At 63.4% G+C, this 19,511-nt stretch carries 19 protein-coding genes; 9 read left to right on the forward strand and 10 right to left on the reverse strand.

The window, feature by feature from the left end:
- Nucleotides 1-138 precede the first annotated feature (138 nt).
- The 5 genes from kdpC to AF337_RS35375 form a co-directional block, all read right to left on the reverse strand.
- Complete coding sequence (gene kdpC / locus AF337_RS35355; RefSeq protein WP_049735723.1) at nt 139-708, reverse strand: potassium-transporting ATPase subunit KdpC; 570 nt, start codon at nt 706-708, stop codon at nt 139-141.
- Between the two features lie 13 nt (nt 709-721).
- Nucleotides 722-2,782, reverse strand: a complete 2,061-nt coding sequence (gene kdpB / locus AF337_RS35360; RefSeq protein WP_049735724.1) for a potassium-transporting ATPase subunit KdpB — start codon at nt 2,780-2,782, stop codon at nt 722-724.
- A 63-nt stretch (nt 2,783-2,845) separates the two neighbouring features.
- Nucleotides 2,846-4,549 carry a potassium-transporting ATPase subunit KdpA gene (gene kdpA / locus AF337_RS35365; protein WP_049735725.1) on the reverse strand — a complete coding sequence of 568 codons (1,704 nt, stop codon included), beginning with the start codon at nt 4,547-4,549 and terminating at the stop codon, nt 2,846-2,848.
- Between the two features lie 69 nt (nt 4,550-4,618).
- The gene (locus tag AF337_RS35370; RefSeq protein WP_003547774.1) at nt 4,619-4,708 is read right to left on the reverse strand and encodes a K(+)-transporting ATPase subunit F; all 90 of its coding nucleotides are present in this window, start codon (nt 4,706-4,708) and stop codon (nt 4,619-4,621) included.
- Between the two features lie 401 nt (nt 4,709-5,109).
- A complete protein-coding gene (locus tag AF337_RS35375; RefSeq protein ID WP_049735726.1) occupies nt 5,110-5,472 on the reverse strand; it encodes a copper resistance CopC family protein in 363 nt (120 codons plus the stop codon).
- Between the two features lie 497 nt (nt 5,473-5,969).
- Between AF337_RS35375 and AF337_RS35380 the strand changes: the two genes are divergently transcribed.
- Nucleotides 5,970-7,013, forward strand: coding sequence for an NAD(P)-dependent alcohol dehydrogenase (locus tag AF337_RS35380; protein ID WP_049735727.1), 1,044 nt, complete (start codon nt 5,970-5,972; stop codon nt 7,011-7,013).
- 15 nt (nt 7,014-7,028) lie between these two features.
- Here the strand turns inward: AF337_RS35380 and AF337_RS35385 are convergent, their stop codons facing one another.
- From AF337_RS35385 to AF337_RS35400, 4 genes are all read right to left on the reverse strand, one after another.
- Entirely contained in the window at nt 7,029-7,598 is a 570-nt protein-coding gene (locus AF337_RS35385) for a DedA family protein (protein WP_049735728.1), read from the reverse strand.
- 35 nt (nt 7,599-7,633) lie between these two features.
- Entirely contained in the window at nt 7,634-9,001 is a 1,368-nt protein-coding gene (locus AF337_RS35390) for an FAD-containing oxidoreductase (RefSeq protein ID WP_049735729.1), read from the reverse strand.
- Nucleotides 8,998-9,459 (reverse strand): hypothetical protein, encoded by a 462-nt coding sequence (locus tag AF337_RS35395; RefSeq protein WP_049735730.1) that lies wholly within the window; start codon nt 9,457-9,459, stop codon nt 8,998-9,000. Before AF337_RS35395 ends, AF337_RS35390 begins: the two co-directional genes overlap by 4 nt.
- Before the next feature lie 89 nt (nt 9,460-9,548).
- Nucleotides 9,549-10,736: an acyl-CoA dehydrogenase gene (locus AF337_RS35400; protein ID WP_049735731.1), complete on the reverse strand. Its 1,188-nt coding sequence runs from the start codon at nt 10,734-10,736 to the stop codon at nt 9,549-9,551.
- 175 nt (nt 10,737-10,911) lie between these two features.
- Here AF337_RS35400 and AF337_RS35405 point away from each other — a divergent pair, with 175 nt between their 5' ends.
- A complete protein-coding gene (locus AF337_RS35405) occupies nt 10,912-11,250 on the forward strand; it encodes a cupin domain-containing protein (protein WP_049735843.1) in 339 nt (112 codons plus the stop codon).
- Here AF337_RS35405 and AF337_RS35410 read toward each other — a convergent pair whose 3' ends face one another.
- Nucleotides 11,251-12,204, reverse strand: a complete 954-nt coding sequence (locus AF337_RS35410) for a LysR family transcriptional regulator (RefSeq protein WP_049735844.1) — start codon at nt 12,202-12,204, stop codon at nt 11,251-11,253.
- Nucleotides 12,205-12,379: 175 nt separating this feature from the next.
- Between AF337_RS35410 and AF337_RS35415 the strand changes: the two genes are divergently transcribed.
- From AF337_RS35415 to mmsB, 7 genes are all read left to right on the forward strand, one after another.
- The gene (locus tag AF337_RS35415; protein ID WP_049735732.1) at nt 12,380-13,585 is read left to right on the forward strand and encodes an ABC transporter substrate-binding protein; all 1,206 of its coding nucleotides are present in this window, start codon (nt 12,380-12,382) and stop codon (nt 13,583-13,585) included.
- Between the two features lie 5 nt (nt 13,586-13,590).
- Nucleotides 13,591-14,373 carry an ABC transporter ATP-binding protein gene (locus AF337_RS35420; protein WP_049735733.1) on the forward strand — a complete coding sequence of 261 codons (783 nt, stop codon included), beginning with the start codon at nt 13,591-13,593 and terminating at the stop codon, nt 14,371-14,373.
- Nucleotides 14,373-15,074 (forward strand): ABC transporter ATP-binding protein, encoded by a 702-nt coding sequence (locus tag AF337_RS35425; protein WP_049735734.1) that lies wholly within the window; start codon nt 14,373-14,375, stop codon nt 15,072-15,074. The genes AF337_RS35420 and AF337_RS35425 overlap by 1 nt, the downstream gene beginning before the upstream one ends.
- A gap of 4 nt (nt 15,075-15,078) precedes the next feature.
- Nucleotides 15,079-15,966 (forward strand): branched-chain amino acid ABC transporter permease, encoded by an 888-nt coding sequence (locus AF337_RS35430; protein ID WP_049735735.1) that lies wholly within the window; start codon nt 15,079-15,081, stop codon nt 15,964-15,966.
- Between the two features lies 1 nt (nt 15,967).
- On the forward strand, nt 15,968-16,957 hold the full coding sequence (locus tag AF337_RS35435; protein WP_049735736.1) for a branched-chain amino acid ABC transporter permease: 990 nt from the start codon (nt 15,968-15,970) through the stop codon (nt 16,955-16,957).
- Between the two features lie 67 nt (nt 16,958-17,024).
- A complete protein-coding gene (locus tag AF337_RS35440) occupies nt 17,025-18,620 on the forward strand; it encodes a GMC family oxidoreductase (RefSeq protein WP_049735737.1) in 1,596 nt (531 codons plus the stop codon).
- Nucleotides 18,621-18,629: 9 nt separating this feature from the next.
- Nucleotides 18,630-19,511 (forward strand): 3-hydroxyisobutyrate dehydrogenase, encoded by an 882-nt coding sequence (gene mmsB, locus AF337_RS35445; protein ID WP_049735738.1) that lies wholly within the window; start codon nt 18,630-18,632, stop codon nt 19,509-19,511.

A 19,511-nucleotide genomic window follows, 5' to 3' on the forward strand; every position in this document is an offset into this window, starting at 1 on the left:
CCAGCGGCCGCGGCATGGATCCTCGGGTCAAGCCCGAGGATGACGGAGAGTGGGGTTGGCTTTCGCGCCTAACTCTCCCCGGCGTATATGGCAGACAGCGTCGGATGCTTTATCAAACTGCCCCTCGCTTGCCCAAACTCACTCAGTCATAGAAGCATCAAGCCTCTGATTCAACGCCAGAACATTGACTGTGGGTTCGCCGAGGAGGCCGAGTTCGCGGGCCTGGACGGCGCCGTCGACCAGCGCCTTGACCTTGGCTTCATCCAGGTTCCGCGCCTTGGCGACACGGGCCACCTGGAAGTAGGCGGCCTCGGGCGAAATATCGGGATCGAGGCCGCTGCCCGACGCGGTGACGAGGTCGGCGGGCACTTGCGTATTCGGGTTCGTCGCCTTGGCGACCTCGTAGTCGCCCTTGACGCGGTCGATCAGTTTCTGGCTGGTCGGGCCGAGGTTGGAGCCGCTGGAGGCGGCCGCATTGTAGCCGTCGCCGGCCGCCGAGGGACGGCCGTGGAAATATTTGTCTGACGTAAATGCCTGGCCGATCAGCGCCGAGCCGATCACCTGGCCGTTCTTCTCGATGAGGCTGCCGTTCGCTTGGGCGGGGAAGAGGGCCTGGGCAGCACCGGTCATGGCGAGTGGATAAAGAAGCCCGGTGATGGCGGTGGTGGCAACGATCATGACGACGGCCGGGCGAAGTTCTCTAAACATTATTCCTACTCCTTTAAGCGAGGCCGAGGGCTGCGACGGCCAGATCGATCGCCTTGATGCCGACGAAGGGGACGATGATGCCGCCGAGGCCGTAGATCAGCAGGTTGCGCGACAGAAGCGCGCCGGCGCCGATCGGGCGGTAGCGCACACCCTTCAGCGACAGCGGGATCAGCGCGACGATGATCAGTGCGTTGAAGATGATCGCCGAGAGGATGGCGCTTTGCGGCGTCGAAAGCCCCATGACATTCAGCACGCCGAGCTGCGGGTAGAAGGTCAGGAACATCGCCGGGATGATGGCGAAGTATTTGGCGATGTCGTTGGCGATCGAAAAGGTGGTCAGCGCGCCGCGCGTCATCAGCAGCTGCTTGCCTATCTCGACGATCTCGATGAGCTTGGTCGGATCCGAGTCGAGATCGACCATGTTGCCGGCCTCGCGGGCGGCGACCGTGCCGGTGTTCATGGCGACGCCGACATCAGCCTGGGCAAGGGCAGGCGCATCGTTGGTGCCGTCGCCGCACATGGCGACGAGCTTGCCCTTGGCCTGTTCCTCGCGCATCAGCGCCAGTTTCATCTCCGGCGTTGCCTGGGCGAGGAAATCGTCGACGCCGGCCTCGGCGGCGATGGCCGCTGCCGTCAGCGGGTTGTCGCCTGTGATCATCACGGTGCGGATGCCCATGCGGCGCAGCTCCGTGAAGCGCTCGCGGATGCCGCCCTTGACGATGTCCTTCAGCTGGATGATGCCGAGCAGCCGGCCGTCGCGGGCGACGGCGAGCGGCGTGCCGCCCGATTTGGCGACCTCGTCGGCGATCGACTGCAGTTCGCGCACGACCTCGCTGCCGTTCTTCGAAGGCGCGTCGCCATTGACATAGGTCAGCACGGCGTCGACCGCGCCCTTGCGGATCGAGGCGCCTTCGAGATCGACGCCGCTCATGCGGCTCTGGGCGGTGAAGGGCACGAAGGTCGCCTTGAGGCTCGCCATGTCGCGGCCGCGGATCGCATATTTCTCCTTGGCGAGCACGACGATGGAGCGTCCCTCAGGCGTTTCGTCGGCCAGCGAGGCGAGTTGGGCGGCATCGGCGAGATCCTGTTCGGAAACGCCGCGCACCGGCCGGAAACTCGTCGCCTGGCGGTTGCCGAGGGTGATCGTGCCTGTCTTGTCGAGCAGCAGCGTGTCGACGTCGCCGGCGGCCTCGACGGCGCGGCCGGACATGGCGAGCACGTTGAAGCGGACGAGACGGTCCATGCCGGCAATGCCGATCGCCGACAGCAGCGCGCCGATCGTCGTCGGGATCAGGGTGACGAAGAGGGCGACGAGCACGATGATCGGGATCGAGCCGCCGGCATAGATGGCAAAGCTCGGGATCGTCGCGGTGGCGAGCACGAAGATCAGCGTCATGCCGGCCAGCAATATGTTGAGCGCGATCTCGTTCGGCGTCTTCTGGCGCTCCGCACCTTCGACCAGCGCGATCATCCGGTCGATGAAGGTCGAGCCGGCCGCCGCGGTGATGCGCACGCGGATCCAGTCGGACAGCACCTGGGTGCCGCCGGTGACTGCTGAGCGGTCGCCGCCGGATTCGCGGATGACCGGGGCGGATTCGCCTGTTATCGCCGCCTCGTTGACCGAGGCGACCCCTTCGACGACTTCACCGTCCGACGGGATGATGTCGCCGGCTTCGACGAGCACGATGTCGCCGACCTTCAGGCTGGTGCCCGCCACCATGCGATAGTCGCTGCCATTGTTGGCGGTCAGCAGTTTGGCCTGGGTTTCCGTGCGCGCCTTGCGCAGCGAATCCGCCTGCGCCTTGCCACGGCCTTCGGCGACGGCTTCGGCGAAATTGGCAAACAGCACGGTGAACCAGAGCCAGAGATTGATCTGGAAGGAGAAGCCGAGATTGCTGTTGCCGGCGACGAGGTCGCGCAGGAAAAGCACGGTGGTCAGCACCGAGACCGTGGCCACCACGAACATGACCGGGTTTCGGGCGAGCGCGCGCGGATCGAGCTTTTTAAAGGCGGCGCCCGCTGCCGGAATGAGGATGCGAGAATCGACGATGCTCGCGGATTTTGCCTGGCTCATAAGAGACTCCAGCTTGAAACGAGGATGGCGAAGGACCCCGGCGATGCAGGGTCGGGCATCGCCTCAGAAGGTTTGTCCGGCAATCGCGACCAGGTGTTCGACGACGGGGCCGAGGGCCAGCGCCGGGAAGAAAGTCAGGCCGCCGACGATCAGGATCGTGCCGACGAGCAGGCCGACGAAGAGCGGGCCGTCCGTCGGGAACGTGCCTGCCGAGGCCGGGATCGTCTTCTTGGCGATCAGCGAGCCGGCGATGGCCAGCGCCGGGATGATGACCAGGAAGCGGCCGGCGAGCATGCCGATGCCAAGCGTCACATTGTACCAGGGCGTATTGCCCGTCAGGCCGCCGAACGCCGAGCCGTTATTGGCCGCAGCCGAGGTATAGGCATAGAGGATTTCGGAGAAACCGTGCGGGCCGGCGGTGCTGACCGAGGCGACGGCCGACGGCAGCACCGTGGCGATCGCGGTGAAAACCAGCATGGCGAGCGGCAGGCAGAGGATGGCGAGGACAGCCATCTTCATTTCCTTCGCCTCGATCTTCTTGCCGAGATATTCCGGCGTGCGGCCGACCATCAGGCCGGCGACGAAGACGGCGACGATGATGAACAGCAGGATGCCGTAAAAGCCGGCGCCGACCCCGCCGACGATGACTTCGCCGAGTTGCATGTTGATCAGCGGAATGAGGCCGCCGAGCGCGGTGAAGCTGCCGTGCATGGCGTTGACCGCGCCGCAGGAGGCGGCGGTGGTGATAACGGCAAAAAGCGAGGAAAGGGCGACGCCGAAGCGGACTTCCTTGCCCTCCATATTACTGCCGCCAAGACCGAAGGCATGCATCAGCGGATTGCCGGCCGCTTCCGCCCAATAGGTGACGCTGACGCCGGCGAGGAACAGCACACCCATCGTGGCGAGGATCGCCCAGCCCTGGCGCTGGTTGCCGACCATGCGGCCGAAGACGTTGGTCAGCGCTGCGCCGATCGCGAAGATCGAGATCATCTGGATGAGGTTGGAGATCGCATCGGGGTTTTCGAACGGATGGGCCGAATTGGCATTGAAGAAGCCGCCGCCATTGGTGCCGAGCATCTTGATCGCAAGCTGCGAGGCGACGGGGCCGACGGCGATCGTCTGCTGCGCGCCTTCGAGCGTCGTCGCGTTGACATAAGGGCCGAGCGTCTGCGGCACGCCGAGATAGACATAGATCAGCGTCAGCACGATCGAGATCGGCAGCAGCACATAGAAGGTCGCCCTCGTCATATCGACCCAGAAATTGCCGATGGCCTTGCCCGAGGTGCGCGCGAAGGCGCGGATGAAGGCGAGTGCGATGGCCATGCCGGTCGCGGCGGAGACGAAGTTCTGGACGGTGAAGCCGGCCATCTGGGTGAGATAGGACATGGTGCTTTCGCCGCCGTAGTTCTGCCAGTTGGTATTGCTGACGAAACTGACGGCGGTGTTGAACGAAAGCTCCGGCGGGACGGCCGCCATGCCGGCTGGATTATAGGGAAGGATGCCCTGCAGGCGCTGCAGCGCATAAAGCACGACGACGCCAAGAAGGTTGAAGAGCAGCATGGCGAAAGCATAAGAGGTCCAATGCTGCTCCTCGCGCTCGCCGGTGCCGGCCATGCGGTAAAGTCCGCGTTCGATCGGAACGAGGACGGGTGAGAGGAATGTGCGCTCGCCGCTGAAGACACGCGTCATGTAACCGCCGAGCGGTTTGACGAGCACGAGGACGATCCCGCAATAAAGCAGGATCTGAAGCCATCCGTTGAGGGTCATGGAGGTAAACTTTCAATACCCGGCTGCTTTCCGGTCGCGCATGCGCGACCTCGCAAGCGCCGGTTCTCTTCAGAAGCGTTCCGGGCGAAGCAGAGCGTAGGTGAGGTAGACGGTGAGAAACACGGTCACGGCACCGCTCAAGACGTAGTCGAGGGTCATCGTCGTTTCTCCGTCAAAGCCTGTCGCAGGCTTTGGTGTAGGCAAAGCACAGCGCGAAAAATAGGATCGCGGTGCCCAGCAGAATGATATCCATCATGATCGTGACTCCGGTTGTTCTCGTTGGAGTCAGACAAGACAAAGGGCGCGACCCGGGAGGGGCGCCTTTCATGCTTTCTGGCGTGGAGATGATCGTTCGATCTCTCGGCCATGAATATGGAGCCGAAGGGCATAAAGGTTCGAGACGGGCAAGGAGCCGTCAATATAAAAATCTTATAAATGCTTTGCAGCGAGCCCTTGGTTTTTAAGCATGTCGTTGCGGCAAAAGCGCTTCGCGCTTTGCCTGGCAAAACTGCTTCGCGCTTTGCCTGGGAAAACCGCTGCACACTTTTGCGCGACATGCTCTAAGGATCGATCCGGAACCGGTATTGGCCTTCGGCGCTGCGACCGTCCATCGAGAGGACGCGCCAGTCTATGGTGTAGAAGCCGGGCGCCATGGCAGGATCGAGCGGAATCTTGAAGATCGATCCCTCGGGGCCGGAGAGAAACGGCTTGCCCGTGGGAACCGCCATACCCTGGGCATCCAGCAGCACGGCCGTCGAGCGGGCAAGATCGACAGGGCCGGTGAAGGTGAGCTCGAGGTTGGCCGGCGCCAGCCTTTCTTCCTGCTCCTGCGGCGGAAGAGAGGCTTGTTCCAGGGCCGCAGACGCCTCACTTGCGATGAAGAGAAGGGAGACGAACAGACAGAATGACGCGATCGACTTCATGATGGTCTTCCCTATCGTGCCGACCCGCATGTGCCCGGAGCCATCATGCTTCCGTGACGTCATGCCGACGCATTATTATTAACGCTGTGGCGGAGGATTTCGATCCCTAGTTTTTGCGATAACGCGCGCCGGCCGCGGCCGGGGACCTTTCGGCAGCGCGGCGATCAGATCCACAAGCCTGCGCCAGAATTGCCGTAATGAGCTTGATTTCGTCGGGCCGTAGGACCGATTTCCGCCGGCATTATCATGATGGTTCTTCATCGCTCTCTGCCTGTCCTCATGGCCGGGATCTCGAATGGAGAATGTACTCCCCGGCGGCCTCTGCTGGAATCATACAGAGGTCTTGGAAGGCAAATCTTTCGGATTATAGAATATGGGCAATTCATCGCATGTTGAGCAAAAGCTTGATCTCAACGATTGAATTGCCGCCCCTTACAGTCTTATAGTCGCTTCAACGGCACGCGATGAACCGCGGGGCAATAGGGAGGAAACCGATCATGACCAAAGTCCGTGCGCTGGTGCTAGAGCGCCAGCATGAGCTTGCGCTTCGCGATATCGATCTGCCGCTCGAAACCGGCCCCGGCGAGGTGAAAATCAGGATCCACACGGTCGGTGTCTGCGGTTCCGATGTCCATTATTACACGCATGGAAAGATCGGTCCCTTCATCGTCAACGCGCCGATGGTGCTCGGCCATGAGGCGGCGGGCACGGTGGTCGAAGTCGGGACAGGTGTGACGCATTTGAAAGTCGGCGATCGCGTCTGCATGGAGCCCGGCATTCCCGATCCGAATTCTAAGGCAAGCCGGCTCGGCATGTATAATATCGATCCCGCGGTGACCTTCTGGGCGACGCCGCCGATCCACGGCGTGCTGACGCCTGAGGTCGTGCATCCCGCCAATTATACTTTCAAGCTGCCCGACAATGTCAGTTTTGCCGAAGGCGCCATGGTCGAGCCCTTCGCCGTCGGCATGCAGGCGGCTGGTAAAGCGAAGATTGCGCCTGGTGATACCGCCGTCGTCCTCGGCGCCGGGCCGATCGGCACGATGGTGGCGATCGCCGCCCTTGCCGGCGGCTGCGCCCGGGCGATCGTCGCCGATCTCGCCCAGCCGAAGCTCGATATCGCCGCGCAATATCAGGGCGTCATCCCGGTCAATATCCGCGAAAAGAACTTGAGCGAAGAGGTCGGCCGGCTGACGGACGGCTGGGGTGCCGATGTCGTCTTCGAATGCTCCGGTTCGCCGAAGGCCTGGGAGACGATCATGGCGCTGCCGCGCCCGGGCGGCGTCATCGTCGCCGTCGGCCTGCCGGTCAACCCGATTGGTTTCGACGTCTCCACGGCTTCGACCAAGGAAATCCGCATCGAGACGGTGTTCCGCTACGCACATCAATATGAGCGCTCGATCGCGCTCTTGGCATCTGGCCGCGTCGATCTGAAGCCGCTGATATCGGAGACCTTCACATTCGCGGATTCGATCAAGGCCTTCGACCGCGCCGTCGAGGCGCGGCCGAGCGACGTCAAGCTGCAGATCGTGATGGAGTAGGGCGCCGCGCCACTTCTATGAATGCCCGGCGCTCGGTCTCATCTTGCGAAAGGCAAGGGCCGCGGCCGCGACGACAGCCGCGGCGCCGATGGCCACCAGCAGATGCCGGTGAAGGGAAAGGTGGCCCAATATCTGCTCGATGCCGTGCCCGAACAAATAGCCGAGCGCGGTGAAAAGCTGTCCCCACACCAGCGCGGCTGCGGCGTTCAAGACGACGAATTTTCCGGTCGGTATCCGCGTCGTTCCGATGACGACAGGGCTGATCGTCCGCAACCCGACAAGGAAACGAAAGGCAAGGATGAAGCCTGTCGGATATTTTTCCAGAAGTTCGGTAACGCGGGCGAGCGCCGGCTTTTCCATCAGCCGCCGGACGAGGCTCCAGCGGGAGGCGTAACGACCGGCGAGGAACCACAATTGATCGCCGGCGAAAGATCCGGCCGTGGCCGCGAGCGACGCCGACCAATAGGACAGCAGTCCGCGGTGGGAAATCACGCCGCCGAGGAAGGCGGCTGTCTCGCCTTCGAAGGCGGCGCCCAGAAAGATCGCCAGCAGGCCGTAATTTTCGATCAGCAGTTCGATAGACATCGCGGCCCGCCCCCAACTGTTCCCGAAGCGTCAGCTCAAAGCTGAACCGGCTTCAGATCGCCGAGCAGCGTCGGGATCAGCTCCGACACTGTCGGATGGATCGGCACCGACCATTGCAAGGCCGGATAGGTCGTGCCCGCATTCATCGCGTCGATAAGCCCATGGATCACCTCGTCGCCCTCGATGCCCAATATCGCCGCGCCGAGGATCTGTTTGGTCTCGGCGTCGGCAATCACCTTCATGAAGCCCTTGGCCTCGCCGCGCTCGTTGGCGCGGCCAACGCGGCTCATCGGCCGGGTCGAGACCATGATCCTGCGTCCCGATTCCCGCGCCTGCTTCTCCGTCATGCCGACGCGGCCGAGGGGCGGGTCGATATAGAGCGCATAGGCCGGGATGCGGCTCGAAACTTTGCGGTCGTCGCCGTCGAGCAGGTTGGCGGCGGCGATCTCGAAATCATTGTAGGAGGTGTGGGTGAAGGCGCCGTGGCCGTTGCAGTCGCCGAGCGCCCAGATGCCCTCGACATTGGTGGCGAGCCTGTCGTCGACCATGATGAAGCCGCGTTTGTCGGTGGCGACGCCGGCGGCATCGAGGCCGAGATCGTCGGTATTCGGCTTGCGGCCGGTGGCAATCAGCACATGGCTCGCATCGATCGTCGCCGAGCCGGCGGTAACGCTCACGCCGTTGCCGTTGCTGGCGAAGGCGATGTTATCGGCGTCGGTATGGACGCCGATGCCTTCCGAACGCAGGATCTCGGCGATCGCATCGGATATATCCTCGTCCTCGCGCGATGCGAGCTTCGGCCCGTGTTCGATGACGCTGACTTCGGCGCCGAAGCGGCGATACATCTGCGCGAATTCCAGGCCGATATAGCTGCCGCCGATCACCGCCAGATGCCGCGGCAGCGTGTCGAGATGAATGATCGAGGTGCTGGTGAGGTAATCGATATCATCGATACCGGGCAGCGCGGGGATGACCGGCCGCGCCCCGACATTGAGGAAGATGCGCGGCGCTGTCAGCGTCTCGCCGTTGACGCTGATGGTGTTCGGGCCTTCGAAACGGGCATGGCCGTAGATCACGCTCATGCCGGCCATGCCGGTCAGCCAGCCGATCAGGCCGTTGCGGGCATTCATCGTCACCGTTTCGGCCCGGGCTCTGACCACCTTCATGTCGATGGCGATCTCGCCGGCGATTTTGACGCCGTAGGCGGCACCGCTTCTGGCGACATGGGCAGCGCGAGCGCTGGCGACCAGCGTCTTCGTCGGCATGCAGCCGGCATTGACGCAGGTGCCGCCGAGGAACTTGCGCTCGATCAGCGCCACTTTCATGCCCTTGTCGACCATGCGGGCGGCAAGCGACGGGCCGGCCTGGCCGGCGCCGATGACGATGGCGTCGAAGCTCTTCATGACACGGCCCCCACGATCAGCACCGCGCCGATGACGGCGACGGCATCCTCGATGAGAGCGGCCGGCAGGTCCCTGCCGAAGGAGCCGGCAAGCCGGCTGCGGACGGCCGCCCCGCCATAGGTGCCGATCACGGCGCCGATCACGCCGGCGATCAGCCCGCCGAAGAGCAGGCCGCTGGCGGCTCCGATCGCAGCACCCGACAGCGCCCCCGAGACGATACGGGCGGCAAACTGCATCGGCACCTTGCGCGACGGCGTCGACGGCAGCTGGTCGGTGACCAGCTCGGTGACCGCGAGGATCGTGAAGATCCACGGCGTCCAGCGGTAACCCATGAAGGCAAGCGGCGTCTGCGAGACATCGAACCAGCCAAGCGCCGCGCCCCAGGCGACGGCGGCCGGCGCCGTCATGGTGCGAAGGCCGGAGATGACACCGATCAGCAATGCAAGAAGCAGAAACATGCGCGATCCCCTCATTGCCGGCTTTGTGCCGCATCGGGAAGGTTGCACATTGTCAGGCGCGTGGCAATTCGCTCTGCCGAACCGACGGTTTAGTTGGCAAAGGCGGCGATGCCGGTGATCGCCCGGCCGATGATCAGCGCATGGATGTCGTGCGTGCCCTCATAGGTGTTGACCACTTCGAGGTTGACGAGATGGCGGGCGATGCCGAATTCGTCGGAGATGCCGTTGCCGCCGAGCATGTCGCGGGCGGCGCGCGCAATCTCCAGCGCCTTGCCGCAGCTGTTGCGCTTGAGGATCGAGGTTAGCTCCACGGGCGGATGGCCTTCCTCCTTCATGCGGCCGAGCCGCAGGCAGCCCTGCAGGCCGAGCGAGATCTCCGCCGCCATGTCGGCGAGCTTCTTCTGGATCAGTTGGTTGGCGGCGAGCGGCCGGCCGAACTGCTTGCGCTCCAGCGTATATTGCCGTGCCCTGGCATAACAATCCTCGGCGGCCCCCAGCGCGCCCCAGGCGATGCCGAAGCGGGCGGAGTTGAGGCAGGTGAACGGCCCCTTGAGACCGGTAACATTGGGCAGAAGATTTTCCTCGGGCACGAAGACCCCGTCCATCACCACTTCACCGGTGATCGAGGCGCGCAATCCCACCTTGCCGTGGATGGCGGGGGCCGAAAGCCCTTTCCAGCCCTTTTCGAGGATGAAGCCGCGGATGAGCCCATCCTCGGTCTTGGCCCAGACGACGAAGACATCGGCGATCGGCGCGTTCGAGATCCAGGTCTTCGAGCCGGTCAGGCTGTAGCCGCCGTCGACCTTCCTGGCGCGTGTCGCCATCGAGCCGGGATCGGAGCCGTGATCGGGTTCGGTGAGGCCGAAGCAGCCGATCCACTCGCCGGTTGCAAGTTTCGGCAGGTATTTCAGCTTCTGCGCCTCAGACCCGAATGTGTCGATCGGCACCATGACCAGCGACGACTGCACGCTCATCATCGAACGATAACCGCTGTCGACCCGCTCGACCTCACGGGCGATCAGGCCATAGGCGGTGTAACCGAGGCCGGCGCCGCCGTAATCAGGCGAGATCGTCGGGCCGAGCAGGCCGAGTTCGCCCATTTCGCGGAAGATTTCGGGATCGGTCTTTTCATTGCGGAAGGCGTCGAGAACGCGGGGCGCAAGCTTCTCCTGCGCATAGGCATGGGCCGTATCCTGCACCATGCGCTCTTCGTCGGTCAGCTGCTCCACCAGGCGGAACGGGTCGGCCCAGTCGAAAACCTCGCGCGTATGCTGCATGTCGGCGTCTCCTCACCCTAGACTTCAGGCTTGCCTCGCTCAAGGTCGCATAGACCCGCCAGCCGACCGCGTCAACAGAAGGCGGCCCTCTCGAAAAGACCGGGCGCGCCACCTTTTCAAAAGCGCTGCCATGCTCCACTTTGCCGGCGATCGATTCTGGAATGAGGAGACGGAAATGTCGTCAAGCGATCTGTTCGTATCGGCCGAAGGCGCCGAATGGGTCAATCCCGAGCCCGGCGTTACCAGGCGCATCATGACCTATCTGCCCGAGATGATGATGGTGGAAGTGGCTTTCGAAAGCGGTGCGGTCGGTGCGGCCCATTCGCATCCGCACATTCAGGCAAGTTATGTCGCCGAGGGCAGCTTCGAAGTGACGATCGACGGGCGGACCGAGGTGCTGCGCCAGGGCGGCAGCTTCATCGTGCCGCCCAATCTGGTCCACGGTGTCAAGGCGCTGGAAAGGGGACGGCTGATCGATACCTTCACCCCACACCGGGCCGAATTTCTCCAATAGTCAGATTTCCGCTTCCGATCGGCGCGCCGGGCCGGCTGGCGTGACATAGGGCGGCACGAAGCGCGCATCCTCGCCGCGCACGGCCTCGCGCAGGAAGTCGATGACGGCGCGCACGCGCGGCGCCTGTTTCAGGTCGCGGTGGCAGGTGATCCAGTACTGGCGCTTGAGGTCGATCTCCGCGGGCAGCACCCGCACCAGCTCGGGATAACGGCTGGCGAAAAAATAGGGCAGGATGCAGAGGCCGAGGCCGTTTCGGGTGGCGGTCAGCTGCGCGAAGATGCTGGAACTCTGGAACTGCGGCTTGATGCGCGGATGCACATCGCTGAGATAATCCAGGCCCGGCGCGAAAATCATCTCCTCGATATAGCTGACGAAGGGATGCTCAAGCAGGTCCTCGCGCCGGGTGATCGCGGGCGCCTTTGCCAGATAGTCGCGCGAGCCGTAGATCTGCAGATGATAGTCGGTCAGCTTCTCGGCGAAATAGGGCCCGCCCTTCGGCTCGTCGAGCACGACGGAAAGATCGGCCTCCTTGCGCGACAGTGACATGATCTGCTGGATCGTCACCAGCTCGAGCGACAGATGCGGATGCTGGGCGGCAAACCGGTGCAGCACGGTCGCGAAGAAGAAATTGGCAAAACCCTCCGGCGCGCTCAGGCGCACCAGGCCGCGCTGCGCCATCGAGCCGTCGGCGAGGTCGGCGCGCAGCCGCTCGGTCTCCTGCTCCATCCGCTCGGCTGTCTCGACGAAGCGCGTGCCCATGGCGGTCAGCACATAGCCGCGCGGATTGCGCTCGAAAAGCTTGACCTTGAGGGTGAATTCCAGCCGATCGATGCGCCGCGAAACGGTGGCATGGCTGGAGCGCAGCTGCCGGGCCGCCGTCGACAGCTGTCCGGTGCGGGCGACGGCTAGAAAAAATTGAAGGTCGTCCCAAGTAAACTGCGGCGGATTGTTCATGGCGATCCCCATCTGTTCAAAAATGAACAGATACTGTTTGGAATTAGTTGTAAACCACCCGTTGCTTCAACGCGGAATTTCCGTGATCGTAAGGAGAGGGTCCGTCGTTCTGAAGAGTGCGGCTGGCCAAATCTGAACAGAACCGCAATCTGGCTCATCTCTGGGAGGAGAGAATATGCGTAAGAATCTCATTGCATCAGTTGCATTTCTGCTGGCAAGCAGCACGGCGGTGCTCGCGCAGAGTGCGACCGACGGCAAGGTCAAGATCGGCATCCTGAACGACCAGTCGGGCGTCTATGCCGATTTCGGCGGCAAGTCCTCCGTCGAGGCTGCCAAGATGGCGGTCGAGGATTTCGGCGGCAAGGTGCTTGATGTGCCGATCGAGATCGTCGATGCCGACCACCAGAACAAGCCGGATATCGCTTCCAACATCGCCCGCCAGTGGTATGACACCGAGCAGGTGGATGCGATCATGGAACTGACGACCTCTTCGGTGGCGCTCGCCGTGCAGGCGATCGCCAAGGAAAAGAAGAAGATCGATATCGTCACCGGCGCTGCGACGACCGATCTCACCGGCAAGGCCTGCTCGCCCTACGGCTTCCACTGGGCTTACGACACCCATGCGCTCGCCGTCGGCACCGGCGGCGCCCTCGTCAAGCAGGGCGGCGACAGCTGGTTCTTCCTGACCGCCGACTATGCCTTCGGCTATTCGCTGGAGCAGCAGACCAGCGACTATGTCAAGGCGAGCGGCGGCACGGTTGTCGGCGCGGTCCGCCATCCGCTGTCGACCCAGGACTTCTCGTCCTTCCTGCTGCAGGCGCAATCCTCAGGCGCCAAGGTGATCGGTCTCGCCAATGCCGGCCTCGATACCTCGAACGCCATCAAGCAGGCGGCCGAATTCGGCATCACCCAGGGCGGCCAGCATCTGGCGGCGCTGCTCTTCACGCTCGCCGAAGTGCATGGCCTCGGTCTCGAGGCGGCGCAGGGGCTGACGCTGACCGAAGGCTATTACTGGAACCGCGATGACGAAAGCCGCGCCTTCGCCAAGAAATTCTTCGCCCGCACCGGCAAGATGCCGAACATGATCCATACCGGCACCTATTCGGCGGTGACGCAATATCTGAAGGCGGTGCAGAAGGCCGGCACCGACGAGACGGAAGCCGTCGCCAAACAGCTGCATGAAATGCCTGTTGATGACGTCTTCGGCCGCGGCGGCACGGTCGGCGCCAATGGCCGCATGATCCACGACATGTATCTGCTTCAGGTCAAGAAACCGGCCGACAGCAAGGAGCCGTGGGATTACTTCAACGTTCTCGCCACCATTCCCGGCAAGGAAGCCTATATCGATCCCGCCAAGAGCGGTTGCGATCTGGTGAAGTGAGCGCGATGGCGGTTTCCGCGATTGAAACTCAGGCGAAGCCGCGGGTGGTTTTATCCGCCCGCGGCCTGCGCCGCGATTTCGGCGGCTTCACCGCCGTCAAGAACGTCGATCTCGACGTGCATGACGCCAGCGTGCATGCGCTGATCGGCCCAAACGGCGCCGGCAAGACGACCGTCTTCAACCTGCTGACCAAGTTCCTGCAGCCGACGGCAGGCACGATCACCCTGATGGGCACCGACATCACCGGAACGCCGCCCGACAGGGTGGCGCGCATGGGGCTGGTGCGCTCCTTCCAGATCTCGGCGGTCTTCCCGCATTTGAGCGTTCTCGACAATGTGCGCGTGGCGCTGCAGCGGCCGAACAATCTTTCCACCCAGTTCTGGCGGCCGCTCTCGGCGCTCGACCGGCTGAACGAGCGCGCCGAGCAGCTGCTCGCCAGCGTCGGGCTTTCCAAGGAGCGCGATCATATCGCCGCCGATCTTTCCTATGGCCGCAAGCGGGTGCTGGAGATCGCCACGACGCTGGCGCTGGATCCGAAAGTGCTGCTGCTAGACGAGCCGATGGCCGGCATGGGGCTTGAGGATGTCGGCGTCGTCTCGGCGATCATCCGCGATGTCGCCCGTGACCGGGCGGTGCTGATGGTCGAGCACAATCTCTCCGTCGTCGCCAATATCTGCCAGCATGTCACCGTGCTGCAGCGCGGCGAGATCCTCGCCGAGGGCGACTACGCCACCGTCAGCCAGGACGAGCGCGTGCGCGTCGCCTATATGGGCACGGAGGAGCATTGATGGCCGCTCTCCTCGAAGTCCAGGGACTGAACGCCTGGTACGGCGAAAGCCATATTCTGCACGGCGTCGACATGCGCGTGGGCGAAGGCGAGACGATCACCATTCTCGGCCGCAACGGCGTCGGCAAGACGACGACATTGCGCACCATCACTGGCATCGTGCGGGCCCGCAAGGGCAGGATCAGCTTTGCCGGCAGCGACATGATGCAGGTGCCGCTGCACAAGACGGCGCATCGCGGCATCGGCTTCGTGCCGGAGGAGCGCGGCATCTTCTCGACGCTGACCGTGTCGGAAAACCTGCTGCTGCCGCCTGTGGTGGCGAAGGGCGGCATGACGCTCGATGAGATCTACGAACTCTTCCCCAATCTCTACGAGCGCCGCGGCAGCCCGGGCACCAAACTCTCAGGCGGCGAGCAGCAGATGCTGGCGATCGCCCGGATCCTGCGCACCGGCGTCCGGCTGCTCATTCTCGACGAACCGACGGAGGGGCTTGCCCCTGTTATCGTCCAGCGCATCGGCGAGGTGCTGCAGACGCTGAAGGGACGCGGCATGACGATCCTGCTCGTCGAGCAGAACTTCCGCTTCGCCAGCCGTATTGCCGATCGCTTCTATCTGATGGATCATGGGCAGATGGTGTCGGAATTCCCGGTCGGCGAACTGCCGCAGCGCATGGATACGCTGCACAAGGTTCTGGGAGTATGACCAGATGACGATGATCTTTGGCATTCCCCTGCAGGCGCTGCTCGGCCAGCTGTTGATCGGCCTGATCAACGGTTCGTTCTATGCGCTGCTCAGCCTCGGCCTCGCCATCATTTTCGGCTTGCTCCGAGTGATCAACTTCGCTCACGGTGCGCAATATATGCTCGGCGCCTTCGCCGCCTATCTGCTGCTCACCTATGCCGGCATCGGCTACTGGCCGTCGCTGATCCTGGCGCCCGTCATCGTCGGGTTTGCCGGGGCGATCATCGAGCGACTGTTCCTGCGCCGGCTCTACGATCTCGATCCGCTTTACGGCCTGCTCTTCACCTTCGGCCTGGCGCTCGCGGTCGAAGGGACCTTCCGTTATCTCTACGGCTCGTCCGGCCAGCCCTATGCGACGCCAGCGGCTCTTGCGGGCGGAGCGAACCTCGGCTTCATGTTCCTGCCGATCTATCGCGGCTGGGTGGTCGTCGTGTCGCTGGTCGTCTGCCTCGGCACATGGCTGCTGATTGAGAAGACCAAGCTCGGCGCCTATCTGCGGGCCGCCACCGAAAATGCCGTGCTGGTGCAGGTCTTCGGCGTCAACGTGCCGGTGCTCTTGACGCTGACTTACGCGCTCGGCGCCGGTCTTGCCGCCTTTGCCGGCGTGCTGGCGGCGCCGATCTACCAGGTCTCGCCGCTGATGGGCTCGAACATGATCATCGTCGTCTTCGCCGTGGTCGTCGTCGGCGGCATGGGATCGATCATGGGCGCGATCATCACCGGTTACGTGCTCGGCATCGCCGAGGGTCTGACCAAGGTCTTCTATCCCGAGGCTTCCAACATCGTGATCTTCGTCATCATGGCGATCGTGCTTCTCATCAGGCCCGCGGGCCTCTTCGGCCGGGATGCTTGACATGGCTGACATCACCGACACCATCCGCACGGAAAAAAGCCGGACCGCCCTTTCGGTCCAGGCCGGTTTCCTGCTTGCCGGCCTGCTGCTCCTGCTGCTTGCGCCGTTCTTCTTCTATCCGATCTTCCTGATGAAGCTGCTCTGCTTCGCGCTTTTCGCCTGCGCCTTCAACCTGCTGCTCGGCTACACCGGCCTGCTCTCCTTCGGCCATGCCACCTTCTTCGGGGGCGCGGCCTATTTCACCGCCTATACCGTGAAGGAATGGGGCCTGCCGCCGGAGCTCGGCATCCTGATCGGCGTGGCGGGTGCGGCGTTCCTCGGCCTGGTGATGGGTTTCTTCGCCATCCGCCGCCAGGGCATCTATTTCGCGATGATCACGCTGGCGCTGTCGCAGATGTTCTTCTTTTTCTGCCTGCAGGCGAAGTTTACCGAAGGCGAGGACGGCATCCAGTCGGTGCCCCGCGGCCATCTCTTCGGCTTCATCGATCTGAACAGTTCGACCAACATGTATTATTTCGTGCTTGCTGTGTTCATCATCGGGGTGCTGATTATCTGGCGCTTCATCAATTCGCCCTTCGGCATGATCCTGAAATCGATCCGCGAGAACGAAAACCGGGCGATCTCGCTCGGTTATTCCGTGGCGCGCTACAAGCTCGGCGCCTTCGTCATGTCGGCAGCCCTTGCCGGGCTCGCGGGCGCGGTAAAATCGATCGTCTTCCAGTTCGCGACGCTCACTGACGTCGCCTGGCAGATGTCGGGCGAGGTGATCCTGATGACGCTGCTCGGCGGCATCGGCACGCTGATCGGCCCGCTCTTCGGCGCCGGGCTGGTGGTGGCGCTGGAAAACTACCTCGCGACGTCGGAATTCCCGGTGACGATCATCACCGGCATCGTCTTCATGGTCTGCGTGCTGATCTTCCGCCGCGGCATCATCGGCGAATTCTACGCTTCGCGGCTGGGGCGGAAGCTGGGCTTCGTCTATCGCCGCTGAACGGGCGAACCTCTTTCCGTCCGCGGGGAGGGGAAGCGGCAAGCATCTGAAGTTTCGTGTGGGGCAGATGGATCGATACGACTATATCATCATCGGGGCGGGCAGCGCCGGCTGCGTGCTTGCCAACCGGCTGTCGGCCGATGGCAGGAGCCGGGTGCTGCTGCTGGAGGCCGGCGGCAGCGACAATTACCACTGGATCCATATCCCTGTCGGTTATCTCTATTGCATCAACAATCCGCGCACCGACTGGTGTTTCACCACGGCGCCGGAAGCCGGACTGAACGGCCGGGCGCTCAGCTATCCGCGCGGCAAGGTGCTCGGCGGCTCCTCCTCGATCAACGGCATGATCTATATGCGCGGCCAGGCGCGCGATTACGATCTCTGGCGGCAGATGGGCTGCAGCGGCTGGGGCTGGGACGATGTTCTGCCCTTCTTCCGCAGGTCCGAGGATTTTTATCGCGGCGAAGACGAGATGCATGGCGCCGGCGGCGAATGGCGCATCGAGAAGGCGCGGGTGCGCTGGGCCGTGCTCGATGCCTTCCAGCAGGCGGCGAGAGAAGCGGGCATTCCGGAGACGGCGGATTTCAACCGCGGCAGCAACGAAGGCTCCGGCTATTTCGACGTCAACCAGCGTTCCGGCATTCGCTGGAACACCTCGAAGGCCTTCCTGCGCCCGGCGATGAAGCGCTCCAACCTGACCGTTCTGACCAAGGCGCAGGTGCGTCGGCTGCTGGTGGAGGAGGGGGCGGTTGCCGGCGTCGAGTTCCAGCATGGCGGCGTGGCGAAACGCGCCTATGCCGGCAAGGAAACCATCCTTTCCGCCGGTTCGATCGGCTCGCCGCATATTCTGGAACTCTCCGGCATCGGCAAGGGCGAGGTTCTCCGCCAGGCGGGTGTCGATGTCGTCACCGAGGTGAAGGGTGTGGGCGAAAACCTGCAGGATCATCTGCAGCTGCGGCTCGCCTATAAGGTGACGGGTGTCCCGACGCTGAACGAGAAGGCGACCAAGCTGATCGGCAAGGCGGCGATCGGGCTCGAATATCTCGTTCGCCGCTCCGGACCGATGGCGATGGCGCCGAGCCAACTCGGCATCTTCACCCGCTCCGGCCCGGACCGGGAAACGCCCGACCTGCAATATCACGTGCAGCCGGTCTCGCTGGAGAAGTTCGGCGATCCCGTCCATCCTTTCCCGGCGATCACCGCGAGTGTCTGCAATCTGAGGCCGGAAAGCCGCGGCTCGGTGCATCTGTCGAGCCCGGATTTCGCCGCGCAGCCGACGATCAGCCCGAAATATCTCTCGACACAGCGCGATCGTGACATAGCTGTCCGTTCGATACGGTTGACGCGCAGGATCGTCGCGCAGCCTTCCTTCGCGAGGTTCCGGCCGGAGGAATTCAAGCCGGGGCCCGACTATCGGACCGAGGCCGATCTGGAGCGGGCGGCGGGCGAAATCGGCACGACGATTTTCCATCCGGTGGGTACCTGCCGCATGGGCGCCGACCGGGACAGCGTCGTCGATCCGCGGCTGAAACTCAGGGCGCTCGGCAAGCTCAGGATCGCCGACGCTTCGGTGATGCCGTCGATCACCTCGGGCAACACCAATTCGCCGACGATCATGATCGCCGAAAAGGCGGCGGCGATGATCCTCGAAGACAATCGATAGGAGAAGACCATGGCAAGGATCGCATTCATCGGGCTTGGCAATATGGGCGGGCCGATGGCGGCCAATCTCGTCAAAGCAGGTCACGAAGTCCTTGGCTTCGATCTCGCCGCTCCCGTGCTGAAGGCGGCCGAGGCGAGCGGCGTCAAGCCGGCAAGCCATGCCAGCCAGGCGGTCAAGGACGCAGAAATCGTCATCACGATGCTGCCGCAGGGCCGGCACGTGCTGACGGCCTGGACCGATATTCTGCAGACCGCCGCGCAGGACACGCTGGTCATCGATTGCTCGACAATCGATGTCGACAGCAGCCGCAAGGCGCATGAGATGGCCAAGGCCGCAAGCTGCCTGTCGCTCGATGCGCCCGTCTCCGGCGGCACCGGCGGGGCGACCGCCGGCACCCTGACCTTCATGGCGGGCGGTTCGGACGAGGCCTTCGCCAGGGCGAAACCGATCCTTGAGGCGATGGGCAAAAAGATCGTCCATTGCGGCGAAGCCGGCGCCGGCCAGGCGGCGAAGATCTGCAACAACATGATCCTCGGCATCTCGATGGTCGGCGTCTGCGAGGCCTTCGTGCTCGCCGAAAAACTCGGCCTCTCGCACCAGGCGCTGTTCGACGTCGCCTCGACCTCCTCCGGCCAGTGCTGGGCGATCAATACCTATTGCCCGGTGCCCGGACCGGTCCCGACCTCGCCGGCCAACAACGGCTACAAACCCGGTTTCGCCGCCGCACTGATGCTGAAGGATCTGAGGCTTTCGCAGGAGGCGGCGCTGGCGAGCGGCGCGTCGACGCCGATGGGTGCGGAAGCGGCCCAGCTTTTTGCGCTCTTCGAAAAGCAGGGTAACGGCGGCAGGGATTTTTCCGCCATCATCGAGATGTTCCGCGAAAAGCCGTAG

The organism is Rhizobium ecuadorense (genome assembly GCF_001187535.1).
Taxonomy (GTDB): Bacteria; Pseudomonadota; Alphaproteobacteria; order Rhizobiales; family Rhizobiaceae; genus Rhizobium; species Rhizobium ecuadorense.

Excerpts from the sequence above, each read along its gene's own strand:
- kdpC (WP_049735723.1), bottom strand. The coding sequence starts at position 708 with ATGTTTAGAGAACTTCGCCCGGCCGTCGTCATGATCGTTGCCACCACC.
- kdpB (WP_049735724.1), bottom strand. The coding sequence starts at position 2,782 with ATGAGCCAGGCAAAATCCGCGAGCATCGTCGATTCTCGCATCCTCATT.
- kdpA (WP_049735725.1), bottom strand. The coding sequence starts at position 4,549 with ATGACCCTCAACGGATGGCTTCAGATCCTGCTTTATTGCGGGATCGTC.
- AF337_RS35370 (WP_003547774.1), bottom strand. The coding sequence starts at position 4,708 with ATGACCCTCGACTACGTCTTGAGCGGTGCCGTGACCGTGTTTCTCACC.
- AF337_RS35375 (WP_049735726.1), bottom strand. The coding sequence starts at position 5,472 with ATGAAGTCGATCGCGTCATTCTGTCTGTTCGTCTCCCTTCTCTTCATC.
- AF337_RS35380 (WP_049735727.1), top strand. The coding sequence starts at position 5,970 with ATGACCAAAGTCCGTGCGCTGGTGCTAGAGCGCCAGCATGAGCTTGCG.
- AF337_RS35385 (WP_049735728.1), bottom strand. The coding sequence starts at position 7,598 with ATGTCTATCGAACTGCTGATCGAAAATTACGGCCTGCTGGCGATCTTT.
- AF337_RS35390 (WP_049735729.1), bottom strand. The coding sequence starts at position 9,001 with ATGAAGAGCTTCGACGCCATCGTCATCGGCGCCGGCCAGGCCGGCCCG.
- AF337_RS35395 (WP_049735730.1), bottom strand. The coding sequence starts at position 9,459 with ATGTTTCTGCTTCTTGCATTGCTGATCGGTGTCATCTCCGGCCTTCGC.
- AF337_RS35400 (WP_049735731.1), bottom strand. The coding sequence starts at position 10,736 with ATGCAGCATACGCGCGAGGTTTTCGACTGGGCCGACCCGTTCCGCCTG.
- AF337_RS35405 (WP_049735843.1), top strand. The coding sequence starts at position 10,912 with ATGTCGTCAAGCGATCTGTTCGTATCGGCCGAAGGCGCCGAATGGGTC.
- AF337_RS35410 (WP_049735844.1), bottom strand. The coding sequence starts at position 12,204 with ATGAACAATCCGCCGCAGTTTACTTGGGACGACCTTCAATTTTTTCTA.
- AF337_RS35415 (WP_049735732.1), top strand. The coding sequence starts at position 12,380 with ATGCGTAAGAATCTCATTGCATCAGTTGCATTTCTGCTGGCAAGCAGC.
- AF337_RS35420 (WP_049735733.1), top strand. The coding sequence starts at position 13,591 with ATGGCGGTTTCCGCGATTGAAACTCAGGCGAAGCCGCGGGTGGTTTTA.
- AF337_RS35425 (WP_049735734.1), top strand. The coding sequence starts at position 14,373 with ATGGCCGCTCTCCTCGAAGTCCAGGGACTGAACGCCTGGTACGGCGAA.
- AF337_RS35430 (WP_049735735.1), top strand. The coding sequence starts at position 15,079 with ATGACGATGATCTTTGGCATTCCCCTGCAGGCGCTGCTCGGCCAGCTG.
- AF337_RS35435 (WP_049735736.1), top strand. The coding sequence starts at position 15,968 with ATGGCTGACATCACCGACACCATCCGCACGGAAAAAAGCCGGACCGCC.
- AF337_RS35440 (WP_049735737.1), top strand. The coding sequence starts at position 17,025 with ATGGATCGATACGACTATATCATCATCGGGGCGGGCAGCGCCGGCTGC.
- mmsB (WP_049735738.1), top strand. The coding sequence starts at position 18,630 with ATGGCAAGGATCGCATTCATCGGGCTTGGCAATATGGGCGGGCCGATG.